This is a genomic window from Hydrogenophaga sp. T66 (assembly GCF_057219855.1).
The window spans coordinates 103,546-118,912 of record NZ_JBXVVX010000003.1 but is presented as its reverse complement, the minus strand read 5'-3'; the positions used below and the strand labels follow the sequence as shown (position 1 = coordinate 118,912).

General features: G+C 58.2%; 12 protein-coding genes and 2 pseudogenes. 8 read left to right on the top strand and 6 right to left on the bottom strand.

The window, feature by feature from the left end:
• Nucleotides 1–53: 53 nt before the first annotated feature.
• From AC2D80_RS12920 to AC2D80_RS12910, 3 genes are all read right to left on the bottom strand, one after another.
• Entirely contained in the window at nt 54–383 is a 330-nt protein-coding gene (locus tag AC2D80_RS12920; RefSeq protein WP_484633585.1) for an HNH endonuclease signature motif containing protein, read from the bottom strand.
• A 707-nt stretch (nt 384–1,090) separates the two neighbouring features.
• Nucleotides 1,091–1,534, bottom strand: coding sequence for a helix-turn-helix domain-containing protein (locus tag AC2D80_RS12915; protein WP_484633431.1), 444 nt, complete (start codon nt 1,532–1,534; stop codon nt 1,091–1,093).
• A gap of 168 nt (nt 1,535–1,702) precedes the next feature.
• Nucleotides 1,703–2,521 (bottom strand): NYN domain-containing protein, encoded by an 819-nt coding sequence (locus AC2D80_RS12910; RefSeq protein WP_484633430.1) that lies wholly within the window; start codon nt 2,519–2,521, stop codon nt 1,703–1,705.
• Nucleotides 2,522–2,755: 234 nt separating this feature from the next.
• Here AC2D80_RS12910 and AC2D80_RS12905 point away from each other — a divergent pair, with 234 nt between their 5' ends.
• The 8 genes and pseudogenes from AC2D80_RS12905 to AC2D80_RS12870 all read left to right on the top strand — a co-directional run bounded on the left by AC2D80_RS12905 (nt 2,756) and on the right by AC2D80_RS12870 (nt 9,286).
• The gene (locus tag AC2D80_RS12905) at nt 2,756–3,034 is read left to right on the top strand and encodes a helix-turn-helix domain-containing protein (protein WP_484633429.1); all 279 of its coding nucleotides are present in this window, start codon (nt 2,756–2,758) and stop codon (nt 3,032–3,034) included.
• 247 nt (nt 3,035–3,281) lie between these two features.
• The gene (locus tag AC2D80_RS12900; protein WP_484633428.1) at nt 3,282–4,094 is read left to right on the top strand and encodes a hypothetical protein; all 813 of its coding nucleotides are present in this window, start codon (nt 3,282–3,284) and stop codon (nt 4,092–4,094) included.
• Complete coding sequence (locus tag AC2D80_RS12895; RefSeq protein ID WP_484633427.1) at nt 4,051–5,964, top strand: hypothetical protein; 1,914 nt, start codon at nt 4,051–4,053, stop codon at nt 5,962–5,964. Before AC2D80_RS12900 ends, AC2D80_RS12895 begins: the two co-directional genes overlap by 44 nt.
• Before the next feature lie 80 nt (nt 5,965–6,044).
• Nucleotides 6,045–6,941 carry a TniB family NTP-binding protein gene (locus AC2D80_RS12890; RefSeq protein ID WP_484633426.1) on the top strand — a complete coding sequence of 299 codons (897 nt, stop codon included), beginning with the start codon at nt 6,045–6,047 and terminating at the stop codon, nt 6,939–6,941.
• Nucleotides 6,928–7,263: pseudogene (locus AC2D80_RS12885) on the top strand (TniQ family protein); the annotation flags it as partial. The gene AC2D80_RS12890 and the pseudogene AC2D80_RS12885, both read left to right, overlap by 14 nt.
• A 312-nt stretch (nt 7,264–7,575) precedes the next feature.
• The gene (locus AC2D80_RS12880; protein ID WP_484633593.1) at nt 7,576–8,340 is read left to right on the top strand and encodes a hypothetical protein; all 765 of its coding nucleotides are present in this window, start codon (nt 7,576–7,578) and stop codon (nt 8,338–8,340) included.
• Between the two features lie 10 nt (nt 8,341–8,350).
• Nucleotides 8,351–8,749 (top strand): annotated as a pseudogene (locus tag AC2D80_RS12875) (TniQ family protein); the annotation flags it as partial.
• A gap of 321 nt (nt 8,750–9,070) precedes the next feature.
• A complete protein-coding gene (locus tag AC2D80_RS12870; RefSeq protein ID WP_484633592.1) occupies nt 9,071–9,286 on the top strand; it encodes a hypothetical protein in 216 nt (71 codons plus the stop codon).
• A gap of 146 nt (nt 9,287–9,432) precedes the next feature.
• Here AC2D80_RS12870 and AC2D80_RS12865 read toward each other — a convergent pair whose 3' ends face one another.
• From AC2D80_RS12865 to AC2D80_RS12855, 3 genes are all read right to left on the bottom strand, one after another.
• Nucleotides 9,433–11,175, bottom strand: coding sequence for an AAA family ATPase (locus AC2D80_RS12865; protein ID WP_484633425.1), 1,743 nt, complete (start codon nt 11,173–11,175; stop codon nt 9,433–9,435).
• Nucleotides 11,176–13,371: 2,196 nt separating this feature from the next.
• On the bottom strand, nt 13,372–13,839 hold the full coding sequence (locus tag AC2D80_RS12860; RefSeq protein WP_484633424.1) for a P-loop nucleotide/nucleoside kinase family protein: 468 nt from the start codon (nt 13,837–13,839) through the stop codon (nt 13,372–13,374).
• Nucleotides 13,840–13,884: 45 nt separating this feature from the next.
• Nucleotides 13,885–14,379 carry a hypothetical protein gene (locus tag AC2D80_RS12855; protein ID WP_484633423.1) on the bottom strand — a complete coding sequence of 165 codons (495 nt, stop codon included), beginning with the start codon at nt 14,377–14,379 and terminating at the stop codon, nt 13,885–13,887.
• Between the last annotated feature and the right edge of the window lie 988 nt (nt 14,380–15,367).

The following is a 15,367-nucleotide window of genomic DNA, read 5'->3' as shown; positions in this document are numbered from 1 at the left end:
CGATGAGAGCCGCAGGTGTTCTGCAGGTCACCTGCCCGCTTCTAAAAAATGCTCTACCTGGAGCCGTTCACAGACCACCGCTCCACACCCCGCTGCAGCGCCGTGAACTCGACCGCCTCGCGGAACCGGGCAAACAGCTTGTCGGCCCAAGCGCCCGTATTGGGCAACGGCTCTCCAGCCAGGGCTTGTGCCTGACGGCCGAACGCTTCGGGCAACCGGTCCCGCAGAACATCCCAGGACGCGACGATCCGGGGCTTGCTCTCTTCCAGCAGCTCGGAAGCCGGCAGTTTGTCCGACTTGGACAGATTGACCTTGGGGTCTGCCGGCACCAGGTTCCACAGGTCGTTGTTGCCCCAGAGGGCGAACGGAATGGCATGGTCCACCGCCAAGGTGCCCTTGAGCGGTCGACTGGACCAGGTGCACGACGACACGCCGGCATCGAGGTAGGCCGCTCGTGCCAGCTGGACCGACCGGGTGGCCTCCGGTCTCCCTGGGCATCCACCCGCACCACACCAGCGGCCATCAGGCGCTGAATCACGGTCGCCGATCTACTCACGGTGTCTCGCGCATTCCAGTCATCGAAGCGTGATCAGGTTTCCACCGTTGCGACTACTCCGCGAGCTTTGCTGGCCTGGCTGGTTGGTTCTCAGCCCGGGGACGGACCGAGTCCATAACCATCAAGGGTTCGAGGGAGGGAAGCGATAGATTGATCAGACCGTAACTACCCTTTTTCAGGGGCGACTTGTTCTCGGCGCTGGACGGACGGACGCGATCTGTACCACATTTATGTGCAGAGATTCCGCGAGACTAGTTCCTCGCTAAGAGTGTCGACACGCTGGTAGAAAACCTTGTGGCCAGTCGTCGGTAGCCTGTGTCCCCACGACGTCCAGCGATGTTTCCATCAGGCCTTGCGTACAGCCGTCGGTCAACTCGCATGACTGCAGACAGCCAGGAAGGCCTGCAGGGTGCTCTATGGAACTCCAGCCGTCTTTGCTTTGGGATCGCAAGCCTAGAGGGAATATGCATCGAGGTCTGTCAGCTAGCCAGACGCTCATCGCATGTGTTCAACTGCACCGCGACCTTAGGTCAGCTATGAAGCCTCAAGCACCTGGGCAACTTCTCGCTTACCCATCGCCATGACCTCGAAGTAACGCACAAGCTTAGAGGCGCGAGGCGTTACTTGGCCAGACTCCCACTTCCATTGACTGAGGGTGGAGATGCCGAGCAGGGCTGCCATCTGTGCCTGGCTCAGGCCCAGGGCAAGTCGTTTCGCCTTTAGGCGTTCAGCATCGAAGGATGCCTTTCGGCCTGCACGCGGTACCGCACCCTCCTGGGATTGAGGAGGCGCGTTTCGAGCGGAGGCTCTTTGAGTGGCGCGCAACTGCACCTGCAAATCCTTGACCGTACGCTTGAGAGCAGCAATATCTGACCTGTAGCCGGAAGCTGCCTTCCTAAGCGCCGCGACGTCTTGGCGCAACTCCTTGCGTACGATGCGGGCAATCTCTTGCTTGAGGGTCTGTGCGAGGTTTTGCATTTGCGCATCGTACGTCCATGCTCAGGATATGCAAATTCTGGCCTCGGCCAACGAGTGCGGCGGCAGCAAGAACACGCCGTTGCTCACCACCTTGAAGTCCATCTGATCGGACCTAGTAGAGGTCGTTCGTAGGCTGCCAGCGGCGCCAAGGATGTGCTCGCACGCTTGCTAACGCCGCAAACGAAGCTGGTGATCGTCCTCGCCCTTGCGCACCTCCACAACTGCGTCCAGCGCCTTGAGCATTTCGCCAAATCCGGCGTAGCCGTGGTCCTTCGGGTCGAAGGTGGAGTCCAAGCGCTTGATCATATGCAGCACGTTGGCCTTGTTCACCCACGGCTCCCCTTTCAACTCAGAGAGCAAGTGAATGGCACGGCGAAGCAACTCTGCGGCAGGATCTGTTGGCTGGGGCGGCACTGCCTCCTGCAGGTCCGTCGTCATCTTGTCTGGCACGACCTCGGGCGCTACAAGGGTGTCATAGAAGCGAAACTCGTGGCAGCTCTTGGCCCAGTGCTTGTTGGTGTTCTTGCGGTTGCCGATGCCAATCAAGGTGCGTCCAGCGGCCTTGATCTTCTGTGCGACAGGCATGTAGTCGCTGTCCCCGCCCACGACGATGACCGTCTTGATGTGAGAGAAGCGGCTGAGATCTTCTGTGGCATCAAGGCACAGCTTGATATCGGCGCCGTTCTTCGCGGAAGCCCCGGGCGGAAATAGTTGGATCAGCTCTACCGAGCTCTGCAGTAGCGCATCGCGGTAGCGGCCCAAGTATTGCCAGTTGCCATATGCGCGGTTGATGGCGACCGGACCGAACGACGCGCCAAGCTCGACCAATGCTTGGACATCGATCAACGGCTCCTGAACCTTGAAGCGGTTGTCTTGCTTGGCATAGGCACCTTCGCCGTACTTGGCCTCCATGAGACCAGCGTGGAGATTTTCAAAGTCCCAGTACAGCGCGACTGAGCCGCCTTCTCCGTTGTCGGTGATTCGCATCCGTGTCTTCCTCCCATTTGTTCGGTTCATCGTAGCGCCTGTGGGGGGGCAAGTGATGCAGGACAGAGCTGTCCTTCATTTCGCATTTGCGGCCAGGCGGGCGCATGGTCTTGCTTGTCCGGAAGCCATCCCCTGCCACCCGACACCCTTCTAGGGCCGGGCCGCTTCATGCGTGCTGAGGCACGAGCCAAACTAATTTTGTGCCAGGATATCTTCGCAAATAACAGAAAGTAGATGTTTGACCTTCTTGTTATAGCTGCTGTATATTTGCAGTGCAGTCATCGTTGCAGCTCACTTCTTCCCACCCCCATGCACAGCCTCAAGCAAAGCTCTCGCGGTGCAGGCGCGCTAAGTACACAGGCGTTTAGGGCGAGGTATGGGATTCCGGTGACAGCTTGGGCCAGACGCCGGGGGTACGAGCCAAAGCTTGTGTACGCAGTCATTTCGGGAGCGCGCAAATGCCTACGCGGCGATAGCCTGCGCATTGCAAAAGAGTTGGGTCTAAAGCCCTGATGCACCAGCGCGCGCTTTAGGCCGCTGGCACCACAGCCCACGCATGGCGCGTGGGCGGAAAGAAAAGCGCCTCCCGCGGGGGAGGCGCTTTATTGACCACAAATCTACGGGCTGCAACCCCAGATTTGCCTCAGTAGGAGTTACCCACTGGCGGTTCGCAATGCCAGTTTAAATGCACTAACTGGTGCAGGGCAACTCCTTTTTTGTTGAACGTGCACGGGACCATTACCCGTGAAGAGGAGTTGCGATGCACCGCAGACGTGAGAGATCCCATTTAGCCGATGACAAGGGGTGGCGGGATGCTATCTTTGATGGGCCACCCGCACGCCGAGTTGCAGGCCGATCGAGGCATACCCAGCGCAGCGTAATACAGGATCCTCGTGGTGCCGACCATATGTGTGAGGGCGGCAACGAGCTGACAGCAGCGCTGCTGCTCAACCACTTTTTTCGCCTTGGCCTAGTCCAGCGCTACAAGTTTCAACCCTTCAGCTTGGAAGACTACGGCGGAAGTCACGGCTACCCCGACCTGCTGGTGGAGCTGTATACGGGTGAGCTGGTCGTCGTAGAAGTCAAGTCCGCGAAATACCTAACCGCGGAGTACCTAACAAGTTTTCGCGACCGGGAGCGAGAACTCATCGCGCTTGGCTTAAGCGCGGTCTTGTGGTCCGACAAGCATGCCCAACACGCTTATGCGGCATTAGGCCAAAGCGCGCGGAACAACCTGCTGGATATGGAGCGCTGCTCCCGGATGCCAGCACGAGACTCCGTTTTGGAGCGGCTCTCCTCCCAGGTGCGCAGCAGCAGGATGCGACTGGCCGAACTGCTGAACAGCTTAGGAGCCACATGGGATGAGCTCATGTTTGCCTGGGCACAAAACTACGTTCAGGGGCCCATCGCGGAGACACTTAATGAAACCACGTACTTCAGTCCGGCTGCTGCCCCAAGCGATTACGGCAGTTACTTTCAGCCTCGGGCAGGTTCTGCGGGCTGGTGGGGACGTCTTCCGGATTTGGCACTTGACCAGCACGAACGTGGTCCTCGAACACATCGTGACGTTTGAGCGCAAGGAAATCCCCCTAGCTGAACTGTATTCCGCTCTCGCGCAGGGCAATGTATCCATAGAAGAACCTCGCGCCTTTCTGGCCGTACAGGATCCTGAAGCTGCAGATCAGTTAAAGGCGCGGGGTGTATCGGCTGCACAGTCCAGGCACATGACCGACAAGCTTCGGTGGCTGGATGCCCTGGAGCGTGCGGGTGTGCTGCCAGATCCAAAAAGCGCAAGAGCTCGCGCCACCTATGCACAACTGCGGCAGGGCGGGCTTGCCGATGCTGTCCCATACACCTTGCGGACGCTCCAACGCGCGCAGAAGTCACTTGACCGATCAGGTGGCGATGCAACCATTTTGCTTCCACGATTCGACCGGCGCGGAGGCGTGGGAAAGCCACGCACTGACGACGCAGCTGAAGCAATCCTCCATCAAGCAATCGCCTTGGCGAAGGACCTGCCGTACGTCAAGGCGGCAACTGAGGTTTACCAGGACGTGTACGCCGCAGTGCGTGCCGAGGGAATGCGCCGCGGTCAGGAGATAAAGGCGCCTTCTCTGAGCACCGTGAGGAGGCGGCTTGAAGCATCCGTGTCCAAGTACGAGCGCGACAAAAAGCTACTCGGGACACGTGAAGCAAACCGCAGGTACCGAAACGCCTACCCCAAGAAACGCACAGATCGCCCCTACCTGGAGGTGCAGATCGATGACACCGACACAGGGGTCTTTTTGATCGATGACCGAACAGGCTTGCCGATTGGTAGGGCGATATTGACGGTGGGAATCGACACCTACGATCTCGTCCCACATGGCCTCATCGTAGGGCCCGACCCGCGTTCGGCACAGTCAGCAGTGGACTGCATATTGGATGGCCTGCTACCGAAGGACCCAAGGCGGCCAGAGTATGCAGAAGTTGCCAGTGGATGGATTGGCTATGGCAGGGCTGCTAACTACGTAATGGACAACCCGCCGCAGAACCATGCCGATCAGCTGTTAGCGCTGCAGGTGAAGCTGAACATGCCCATGAGCTGGGCCAAACCATACACGCCCACTGAAAAAACCTGCGTCGAGCACTTTAACCACATCCTCAAGACGAAATGCCTGCCGAGGCTGCCGGGGTGGTCGAGTGGCGAGGTGCGAAACGACTCCGTCAAGAACGGCATGCACCAAGCCATTCTTACGGCGTCACAGTTCAGGCGGCATATCGCGCATTGGATCGTGCGGGTCTACCTCAACGAGCCGGGCAGCGACGGACTCACACCGCTACAGCGCCGAGCACAGTCACCCAACCCAGCGCCGCCGGTGATGAACATCACCCACGCTGACCTTCAGATCCTGCGCATGATCCCGAAAGAGGCCCGACTCCGAGAAAGCGGCGGACTCCTTATCCTGCAGCTACGTTACAACAGCGACCAACTTGAGAGGCTGCGTCGGCGAATCGGCAGAAACGCGCTGGTGAAGGTATTTCTCGACCCGGATGATCTTGGCCGCATCGCCGTGGAGGATCCCGGAACGAAGGCTATGTTCTTCGTACCTTGCCTTGAGGATGAGCGCTACACGTCCTTCCTCAGCGTGAAGCAGCAGCAGCAGATCCTCAAGCTCGCGCGCGAGCGGGGCCTGAGAAACCCAAGCATCGAAGACTGCGTGGGGGCGCGCAACCAGCTGGCCGAAATCGTGGAGTCCATGAAGAGGGACACCAAGCTTCGAGTCCGCCAAAAGGCACACCGCGTCGATGTTCAGCCGATGTCGGTCCTACCACCCACAAGAGCAGCTGCATACGTCACTCAAGAACCTGCTGAACCAAAGATCCTGATGACGGATGCTGAGTACCAGCTCGCGCAGCTCGACAGCATCGACATAAGCGACCTCGAATGGGAGGTCCGATGATCATCGGTAACCCTGCACCTCCGGACAAAGCAAGGTGGCGAGGCGCAAGTCGAGAAGAGCGAGACGTTTGGCGGCGGGAAATGTTCATTCCTCACCCAAAAATCCGCGAAGCACTTGACGCAATGTCCGACCGAATCGAGCTTACCGGACGGACTGGCGCTTCTACGGGACTCTTTGTGTATGGGGAAACCGGCTCGGGAAAAACAAGACTTGCTTCATACATGCGAGACCTCGTGTCCGCGATGCCATCAGAACCAACGCCCGACGCTGACCACATTCCGGTGATCGTCGTGAAGTGCCCCGAAGTGTCAACGCGCAAGCAACTGGCGCTTCAAGTCCTTGCTGCCATGGGCGCTGCCACACCACGCAGCCGAAACTACTCCGAGCTCATCTATCAGATCTCGAAAATCTCACGCCCCACCAGGCTGAGGGTCATCATCATTGACGACGTCCAGGATCTGTTGCGAGGGCGTTCTAGAAATGGGGCCAGGGAGACCGCCGTGGCTCTACGGGATCTGCTAGACCTGTTGAGCGTGACGATTGTTCTATTAGGTACCCCGGATTCGATACAGATCCTGCAGGACAACATTCAGCTGCGTAAGCGGATTCCGTTTAGGCACCAGCTCCCCTACTTTGATATGACAGGGGAGCAACAGATGCAGCAGTTCAAGAAGCTAGTGCACGAGCTCGAGAAGTGGTTGCCGGTCGCTGACCGCTCCGATCTGACCTCCTCGGAGATGCTGCTTCGCCTCGCAAGGGCATCGAACGGGATCTTCCAGTTCTTGTTGGACCTGCTGGACCGGGCGGTCACAGAAGCAATGGCCGACGGGGTGGAGTCGATTGACAAACCCCACCTTGCGCGAGCATTCAACTGGGTGTTTGGTGGCGCGTACACAAAGGCCAACCCGTTTTTGGTTGACAGGAAGGACCTGCGCGGTTTGGACAAGCCTGACGAGCCATTTCATGAGTGGGCCTAAGCTACGTTACCGCCCCATTGCCTGCGATGCAGAGTCATGGTTTGGATATCTCCTCCGTCTGGCCAACGAGAACGCCATCGGCGGTGTCACCATCCTGGCGACGATGCTTGACCTAACGCCTGATCGCCTCTTCAGGGCACCGCCTGCCTCCATTCTTGAGCGCCTTTTCAGTTCCACTGAAGAGTTCGGGGGTGAGCTTCAAGCAGGGTATCGCGGCTACTTCAAGATGCGCAGTAGGGTCTGTCCAGAGTGCCTTCGCACAGACCAAACGCCGTATATGCGCGCTGCTTGGGATAGCCCTTCGGTCCTTCTGTGCAGCATACACAACGTCATCCTGAATGACAGGTGTCCCAGCTGTGTAAGGCCCTTGAAATACGGCCGTCCGAGCCTGGCAAGCTGCAAGTGCGGGCGCGCGCTAGGCTCTTGGCCAAGTCGGCGGGCTCCGCCATGGATGCATGAGATGTATGAGCTCATGGGCTGCAGTGAGCTCCTCCACGAGCATCGCGCGGTGTTTGACACGCTTCACCCCAAGGACAACGCCTGTGCCGGAGCTCTCCATCGGCTATGCAGGTTGGCGCCATCCAAAACTGGGCCCGGAAGAGTGCCTCGGTACAAGTACCTGTCGAGTGAGGACATGCCCGCCCTTGAGCGAGTCTTTGGGGATGGGAAAACCTCTCTGTTCCAGCGCCTTGTGGCGCTCCAATCAGCGGGCGTTCGCTCCGAAGATGCCGGGGTACTTGAAGACTCGGAGGTCGCGCTTGTCTGGAAACAGATCCGCCGCGACCGCGTACAGGCACGCACGCTGGGGAGAAGCCGATTGCCCACCAGCGCTAGTCAAGAGCATGTCTCTAAGCGCTTCATCATGCGAGCGACCAGGCTTCATCCAACTGCGATTGACTATCTGGTCTCTTCGGGATTGCTCAAGGGAGCAATGACCAACAAGCGACTTCCTCAGTTTCCCAACGCTGTTCTCGTCCCGCGAGGCGAGTTCCAAGGACTACTCGCCTTGTTGAGCAGCACGATGACCATTAAGGAGGCCTCTGAGTTCGCGCAAACAGATACCCTCACCATCCGAGCTTTGGGAAGAGTCGGCGCCTTCCGTGTCTTTCGGCTAGGTCGCGCTGAGTACGTGTTTCGGGTTCACACCAGCGACTTGGCCAGCCTGATCAGGAGGTTGACTCACGTGGCAGTGCGCAGAAGAAAAGTAGCGGGCGAATTGCTGGAGTTTGCTGTCGCTATCGCTCTATGCCGAAAGCGAGCTCCGGCGAAGCTCCCGCAGTTGCTAGAAGACCTTCTCTCCGGCCGGTTAGAGGCTCAAGTCGTGCAGAGTAACGCCATCTTTCTCGGCGACGTTTTCGTATCCGCGGCAGACCTCGCGGCATGGTTGGAAGTCTCTTAGGCGCTGAAGCATGCTCGGGACCACGCGCTTTCTGGTGAGGCCCCCACCGCTTCCCGGCGAGTCTTTATCCTCATGGCGGCAACGCTTGGGGTGGGCGAATGGATATCGCCTGTATCCCGTCAAGGATGAACGAACGAGGCGTACAGACCCAGACCTCCAGGTCAGTGAGGCTGAAGCAGCGTGGCTTGAAAACCTGTCCATGACCAGTCGAGACAGGATTCAGGGCCTGACTTTACGAGGCGCCACCCTCGTGCCTGCAGGTCGGGCGCGCCATCCGATCTGGGTGATCCCATGTCGAACCCAGAAGACGGGTAGGTGGGGGTCGGGCGTGTGCCCCGCCTGCCTGGACAATGACGAGGTCCCCTACATGCGTCTTCAATGGCGCCTTGGCTATGTGATCGCCTGTCCACGACATGGTCAGTGGCTTCTTGACGCTTGCCCAAACTGCAGGAGAGCCATCTGGCCCACGGGCTATGGAGTAGCTAGTACCCTGCACGCAAGTCACACTTCTCATGCCCACTGTTGGGCATGCGGATTCGACCTTCGTCTTGCTACCCTACCAAGACCGAACGCCGCTGGGTTCGCAGAGAGCACATTACTGACACTGCGATCCCGTTTAGGTGCGGCAGTCGACACTGCCACAAGCGATGAAGCTCTTCTGAAGGGACTTCATGAGTTGTGTCAGTTGGTGATTCGGCTAAACAAAGATGACCGGGGTCAAAAGGAGCACATGGTCGAATTGATGCCGATCGAAGACCGGCGCGCAGCCATTACAAGCGCTCTTGATTGGCTCAAAGACTTCCCGAATGGTCTGCAGGCCGCTGCAAAAGAGTACGGATTCAGCCGTACGAACTTCAACGGTAGGTATGGTTTCTTGCCAGGATGGCTGAGAAAGGTCGTCGATCACGACTTAGCCAAGCAAAAGCGAAGCTCCGCAGGAGCCTGATCGGTTTAGTCCGGCCGATGCCTCAGGAGACGGATCCACAGATTGGGCCTTGAAGGCCCTAACGTGACCACGAGCCAGAGGACGGGGGAAAGCGCGAGGGAAAAGGGCGAGGCTAAGTCAGGCCCTCTTCGACCAACAAGAAATTGCTAGTGAAGCTTTTCTGAAGCCAGATGGGCTGCGCTCCACTCCTTGAGGAAGTGTAGGATCAACCGGCGCAGTTCTCTGGCGTTCAGCGGAACTCCTGAGTAAACATGCCAAGGAGGCTCGGGAAGCACGCCTGCCGGAAGCGCCCACTCCTTCTCAATATCCGCCAAGATCCCTTTGACGAGAACATGCTTGTCCGAGTCCCGGGGCGACGGCATGTGAATCACAGTGAACCGCGAGAGGAGGGGTCTGGATACTGCCCCCAGGTTGTTGGCCGTCCCCCAAAAGATCAATCGGCTGAGATCACATTCGGTCTGCAAGAAGTTGTCGCGCCATCTCTGGGCAGACTCGGGCTCCAGCAGGCCTAACAGGACAGACGGCACGGCCGGACTGTTGAATGACTGGTTGGTGCACTTGTCAAGTTCGTCAAGGAGAACCAAGGCACTGGCGCTTCGGTGCCGGAGCATGGTGTTCAGCAGCGGGGACGGTTCACCCGCAGCCCAGCCTCTTGAGGTGCCAACAAATGGCTTGCTGTCGTTAAGGCCACCGAGGGCGATAGGCATGAACGGTAGAGCAAGCAGCTCTGACAGCCGTCGCACCAGTCGAGTCTTTCCGCATCCCGGCGCCCCAACCAGCAGAACTGGGCTGAGATGAAGCGCCTGAACACCAAAGAGACTTCTTGTCTGGAGCATTGCAGACAACTCATCAACGACCGAGCTAGCCCATGGAAACTCGCCGGCCAATTGGCCAAGCAAGTCACGCAGGTGTTCTGCCGTGGGCATCCTTGCAACTGGTACTGGGCGACAGAGAAACTCGTACTGCCGAACGACCTCCTTGTCTTCTCGGTGAGTGGGTTCGGCGATCTCACCTTTGATGACGCGAAGTTGAAGCGGGCTTTCGCTCGACGTGGAAGTGAGGGAGAGATCTTCGCCAGATTCCCCCGTTACTCCCTCTCTCGATAGGTACTCAACGCCTTGCAGGTGAAGCGCGATTGCTCGTAGCAGGCTGCCGTCCTGGTATGCCTTGGCTTCCTCACTGGCGTCGACCACTCGGAGGCGTTTTGCCAAGCTGTTCCACAAGGCAACGCCAATGCTTCGGAAGAAGTCTGCGCGGTCGAGCTCTGCCCGCAGCTTGAAGCTTCCAACTTCATTGCATGCCAAGGTGGCGATAGCTCGAATCGAAGCCTTACAGTCCTCAGCCTTCCACCTAGCAACTGAACCCTGAAGATCAGCCTCTTGCGCAAGCTCTACGCACTTCAGCAAGAGCTCGGCTGGCTCTTCTGGCAGCTTGGCCCTGCGACCAATACCGGCAGCGTCTGGAAACTGCGTCCTCAGAAACGGGAGGCTTCGAACACCGGTGGAGCCAACGGATGGCCGCCAAGCCTTGGCATCTAGCTCGAGGTCTCTGATCTTGAGTTCGCTCAAGAAGAGCGCTTCGATCAGCCGTGGGCTGCGGCTGTCGCGCGCGCTTGCCGAAAGCCACTCTTGAGTGAACTGTGCTGCGACGTGGCTATCGAGCTCCAGCTTTCCTAGCTTTTCGAGAACTTCGACCGATAGCTGCACATGTCGTGCACTGCCAGGTCGTTCGACTAGCGCAAGCCTGACAAGTTGGTGGAACTCTCTGTAGGTCTTGGGCGCAGATCCTAGATTCGCAGCGATCCTCAGTAAGGGATGCCGGAAAGCAGGAAGCCCCTTCAGACTGGGGCGGGAAATGGCATTCGTAGAACCTGCATCTTCATCAACCATGGCTTTCTCCAAGGAAAGTTAACGGTTGCGGTGCAGGCCGAGCTGTGCGCTGGGCGGTCGGAGAGCAACCCCCGAAGTGGACATTATGTCCAGAACTCAAGACTAGCGGCTACCTCACCCGTAGGCAAGAAGATGTTTGTTGAATCGGATGAATACTGAGGTTCCGGTATCGGCAACAAGACCGCATGGTTCAGCAGTGCCAGGTCGGAGCACATACGTCTGAGCTCACGTTCTTGTACTTCAGCAGTCCCAGCGATTGGCCTGTGGCCGACTACGGCACCTCTGGCGGAGTAAAGCCTCACAAGGATGCCCTTGCGGCGCTTTGAGAAATGGCGTTCCCCGACCCCGTACGAGTCGCCTTTCGCGCGAGCTATCCATGGGAGTGTTGAGGTGCGATGTCCCTGTGCGTAATGCCCGAGGCGTTAGGGCAGCAGTGTCAAAGCGCACTGCGCGTTGCCTCAAAGTGCACGCCGTGAGCCTGTTGGTCAATTTCGCCGGCTACCTAGTGAACATGCTGACCGTGGATCGAGCCAACAGCGGCATCCACGAGGGCATTCATTAGGCGGAGACAGAAATTGGAAGAAGCAGTCGACTATGAACGTCTCGAATCGGTGCTGTAAGCAGCGTAGGCATCATCACCGAAAAGGACCGCCCCAGAGCTATCTGGCGCCTCTGGCCAGAACTGATGAGGTATCGAGGTAAGAGGCAACATCAAGTCGACTCGATGCCTACCGCTGCTCAGTATGTAAGGGGAAAGCCTCGGTGCAGAAATCAATTCGTGACGTGGGTTGTCCCAAGTGACAAGGAACCCAACGGGGAAGAACTTCAAGCATCCAAACTGGACTTGGTTGGCAAACATGTCAGTCATCATCACAGCCGTACGAATAGATACTTGGCGCTGGTAGGGGTACAGCCAGTAGTGGATCTCAATCCCATCTGGCATCGGTAGCGAATCATCGAGCACAAAAGCGCGTACGGAGTCAAGAAGAGCCGTACGTTCGCTACGCTCGATACCTATCGCTAGAAGGTGGCCTAGTACTGCCCTAGCGAGAAGACCTGGCTCAGTCGACACCCGGATGTACGAAGGCAGGTGCAAGCTAGAGGTGACGATCTCAGTGATCGAGTTCGCAAACTCGACAAGGATCGGGTCGTACTTCGATCCAAGTAGCGAGTTGTTGCAGCGACCACAGATCGACCGATAGAAGGTCCCACTTTGCATGTGGCGAGCCCTCTTCCAACTTACCGGCCGATCCAACGACAGGACGTCGACAATCCGAAACAGGTCGACCTGCCTGACCTTCAATGTGCCTTTTGGCGGGACATGGTCGGCGGTGAGCTTCTCAACGCTGCAGCAGATATTGCACTTACCTTGGGGGGGTCCCTGAACTTGCGGCTTAGTGTGGACTTTCATCACCTGCCCTTGAAATCCGATCTGAGAGTACCCCATCGTCCCATCGGTGCCACTGGCCCCCTACCGTCCCTAGGAAAAACACCCCACCTGCACGAGTCCTCAACTGCAACGAAAGGCGGTCTGCAGACTATGTTGGACGTGTGCAGCGCCTAGCCGCGTTAGCCGCATCCAACGCGGAAGAACATAACGAATCAATTGACCCATAGCGCGCAGCCCTCCGGTGAAATGGCTGCATCCCGCGCGTGCGCCTGGTCGCGAAATTGTCTGCAACAGTCGTCCGAAGGGCACCATCAGCGAGACACGCCGGGAGCCTTGACCTGAACCCCGTTCACGATGGCCCCGGGCACTATGACGACCCTTCCAGGCCCCGTCACGCTCTCGGAAATGCCGCGCACAGTCACGGCTCCACCGCCTGCCACAAACACCGGCCCGGTGTTCCCGGTCAGCTCGGCCACCCCCTCAACGCGAACTGCCCCGCTATTGCCAGTCAGGTTCAGAGTCGCCCCAGACCGTACAAGCACATCACCGGTATTGCCAGCAATGGCGGCGCGCACTCCAGGCTGGACCGTAACCCTGTCGAAGTTGCCCGAGTAGCTGCCGCTCCTAGTCACGTTCAGCGGACCCCCAGTGCCCACGTTCACGCTGTCGCAGTCACCAATCTTCTGACCGTTCTGTACTAGGCAGTTCCCAGCGCTCGAAATGGGCGAGTGGGTCAGAACCCCGCGGGGGTTCTAATCCACATTGAGCACTCCCTAACTGTTAGACGATCGCCTATGCGATGTCTGCTACGGAATTTTGTATACAGTGATGTTCAAACCCTCTTCGGACGACGGTGGCTCGAATCGCGCGGTGAAGGCCCGAAATTGCTCGTCTGTAACTTGGTATTCATGGCTTCCTACATTGTTTCGAATGTGCAAGCGCTGAAGGCAAAGTGAGTCATGTGCATCGAGCCAGTGCAGGGTGTGCTGTGCGCTCGCTGCGCGCGCTAAATCAAGTCCCCAAGCGCGACTGAGTCGAGTATTGGCTGCCATATCCAGCACGACGTGATACCCGTCCTGAAGTAGTTTCATGAGCAGGTCTCCAATCGCCGCGCGCCACTGGCGTACCGCCTTAATGTAGTCGTCTAGGCTCTGTAGCTCCGAGGGGTACAGCGTGCTGAGCCACTTGTCTTCGGATACCAGTAGGCCGCAGGGATGTTGAGCCAAAGATCCGGCCAGGGTCGATTTTCCAGAGGCAATCTTTCCGCAGAACATGTGAAGATGTCCTGGGTGCCTTTTTGCAGCAGATGTTTGCATGAATCAGAGAGGCCTACAGGATTTACCCAGAAAAAGAGACACAACGTGGTCGTGTCGTCGCTGTGTCTTCTGTAGTTGATTTTCAAGGTCTGCCATTCTCTCGGCGACCTCTTGCATTTGCAGCGCAACGTCTAGCGTTTGACGTCGTTCAGCATCAATGGCGGCGGCTGCCGTTAACCCAGCGAACAAGTCCGCCCCAGGGATGATGCTCAGCAGCGACCCGGAGAGTGCCGAGCCCGTGGCGCCTAAGCCAGGCGTATCCTCCATCAACCGTCGCTGCAGTTTGCCAAGTTGCCTGTTGAGTTCGACTGCCTCCTTCTCCATAGAGACAATCTGGCTCTCCAGCGACACCGCTTCACCGGCAAGGTCTTCGCAGCTAAGCGTAGCGTCTGCGAGTCGTCTCACCGATGAAGGGGGATCACGTTCGGACGCGGCAACTGTCTGATGGATGCTGATCAGCAAGGCGAGCAACGTCTTCGCGGTGTGTTCGCTGTACACGAGTCACCTAAGAATCGAAGATTGGATGCGCTCGGCGTAAGGCGCTTGCCCATCATCTTGGATCCAGTTGAGAAGTACGTCCCCCTGTGATCTGGTGCCAAGTCGCGGTTTACGGACTACGGCATCGACGGATTCCATCAGAGATGGGCTATACCAGCCACGAGAACGTTGCCACCTAACGGTCCAGAGATCGATCTGCCGATCGAGAACTGTCACTGCTACTGTTGCTCGACCCGCTTGGTCAAATGCCACATCGCTCGATATCGCAGGGGCGTTGGTCGGCAAAGGAAGCGCTACAGCGTCTGAGAATCCCCCTTGGGAAAAAGTGCGACCGTATGCACGCCACGATGAACTCAGTGATGCGTCGCCATGAATCGAAGCGAGCATTGCATTTCCATTGCCATCTGCTTCGATGTCAAAAGCCACCGTGGAAGGTGCTGGCGTTGACGCTAGTGTGACGGCCGGTGTCCAGCCTGTTGGGCTTGTACGGCTGAATCGCAGCTGGGTGCGTGGACCGTCGTCCGCCAGCCAGGCCACCATGGGCGTTTGGCTGTCGACCCAAACCGCTTTTGCGCTGGTGAGCCTGGCCGCAACGGGTTCTCCCGGGCGTGGGCTCACTTGCTCGGGCGAAGTCCAGGCACGATCCCCGGTGCGAAAAGCGACGCTAACGGCATAACTTGAGTCAGGTAGCTGGTGCGTCCAGGTCAGGACGCCGCGCCCTGTAGTTTGCATACTGAAAGCCGTGAGAGACACTGAGCCGGTTGAGTAACTTGCTAGGTCCCGAGCAGAGGTCCACCCGAGACTTGGCTGTTGCTCACTGTAGGCGATCGCCCGAGAGTTATCCGGTCGTAGCAGCCGCCAAACTGCTACAGCAGTGCCGGTTGAATCGACCTCGATCTCTGGATCCTCATGGAAGCCGTTGGCAGCGTCGATGACCTCGGGCGCTTGCCATCCGAAGCCCGGGACATACCGTCTGGATCGGACACCA

Bases quoted from the DNA above. Each gene is read 5' to 3' on its own strand.
- AC2D80_RS12915 (WP_484633431.1), bottom strand. From the start codon at position 1,534: ATGCAAAACCTCGCACAGACCCTCAAGCAAGAGATTGCCCGCATCGTA.
- AC2D80_RS12910 (WP_484633430.1), bottom strand. From the start codon at position 2,521: ATGCGAATCACCGACAACGGAGAAGGCGGCTCAGTCGCGCTGTACTGG.
- AC2D80_RS12905 (WP_484633429.1), top strand. From the start codon at position 2,756: ATGTTTGACCTTCTTGTTATAGCTGCTGTATATTTGCAGTGCAGTCAT.
- AC2D80_RS12900 (WP_484633428.1), top strand. From the start codon at position 3,282: ATGCACCGCAGACGTGAGAGATCCCATTTAGCCGATGACAAGGGGTGG.
- AC2D80_RS12890 (WP_484633426.1), top strand. From the start codon at position 6,045: ATGTTCATTCCTCACCCAAAAATCCGCGAAGCACTTGACGCAATGTCC.
- AC2D80_RS12880 (WP_484633593.1), top strand. From the start codon at position 7,576: ATGCCCGCCCTTGAGCGAGTCTTTGGGGATGGGAAAACCTCTCTGTTC.
- AC2D80_RS12870 (WP_484633592.1), top strand. From the start codon at position 9,071: ATGGTCGAATTGATGCCGATCGAAGACCGGCGCGCAGCCATTACAAGC.
- AC2D80_RS12865 (WP_484633425.1), bottom strand. From the start codon at position 11,175: ATGGTTGATGAAGATGCAGGTTCTACGAATGCCATTTCCCGCCCCAGT.
- AC2D80_RS12860 (WP_484633424.1), bottom strand. From the start codon at position 13,839: ATGTTCTGCGGAAAGATTGCCTCTGGAAAATCGACCCTGGCCGGATCT.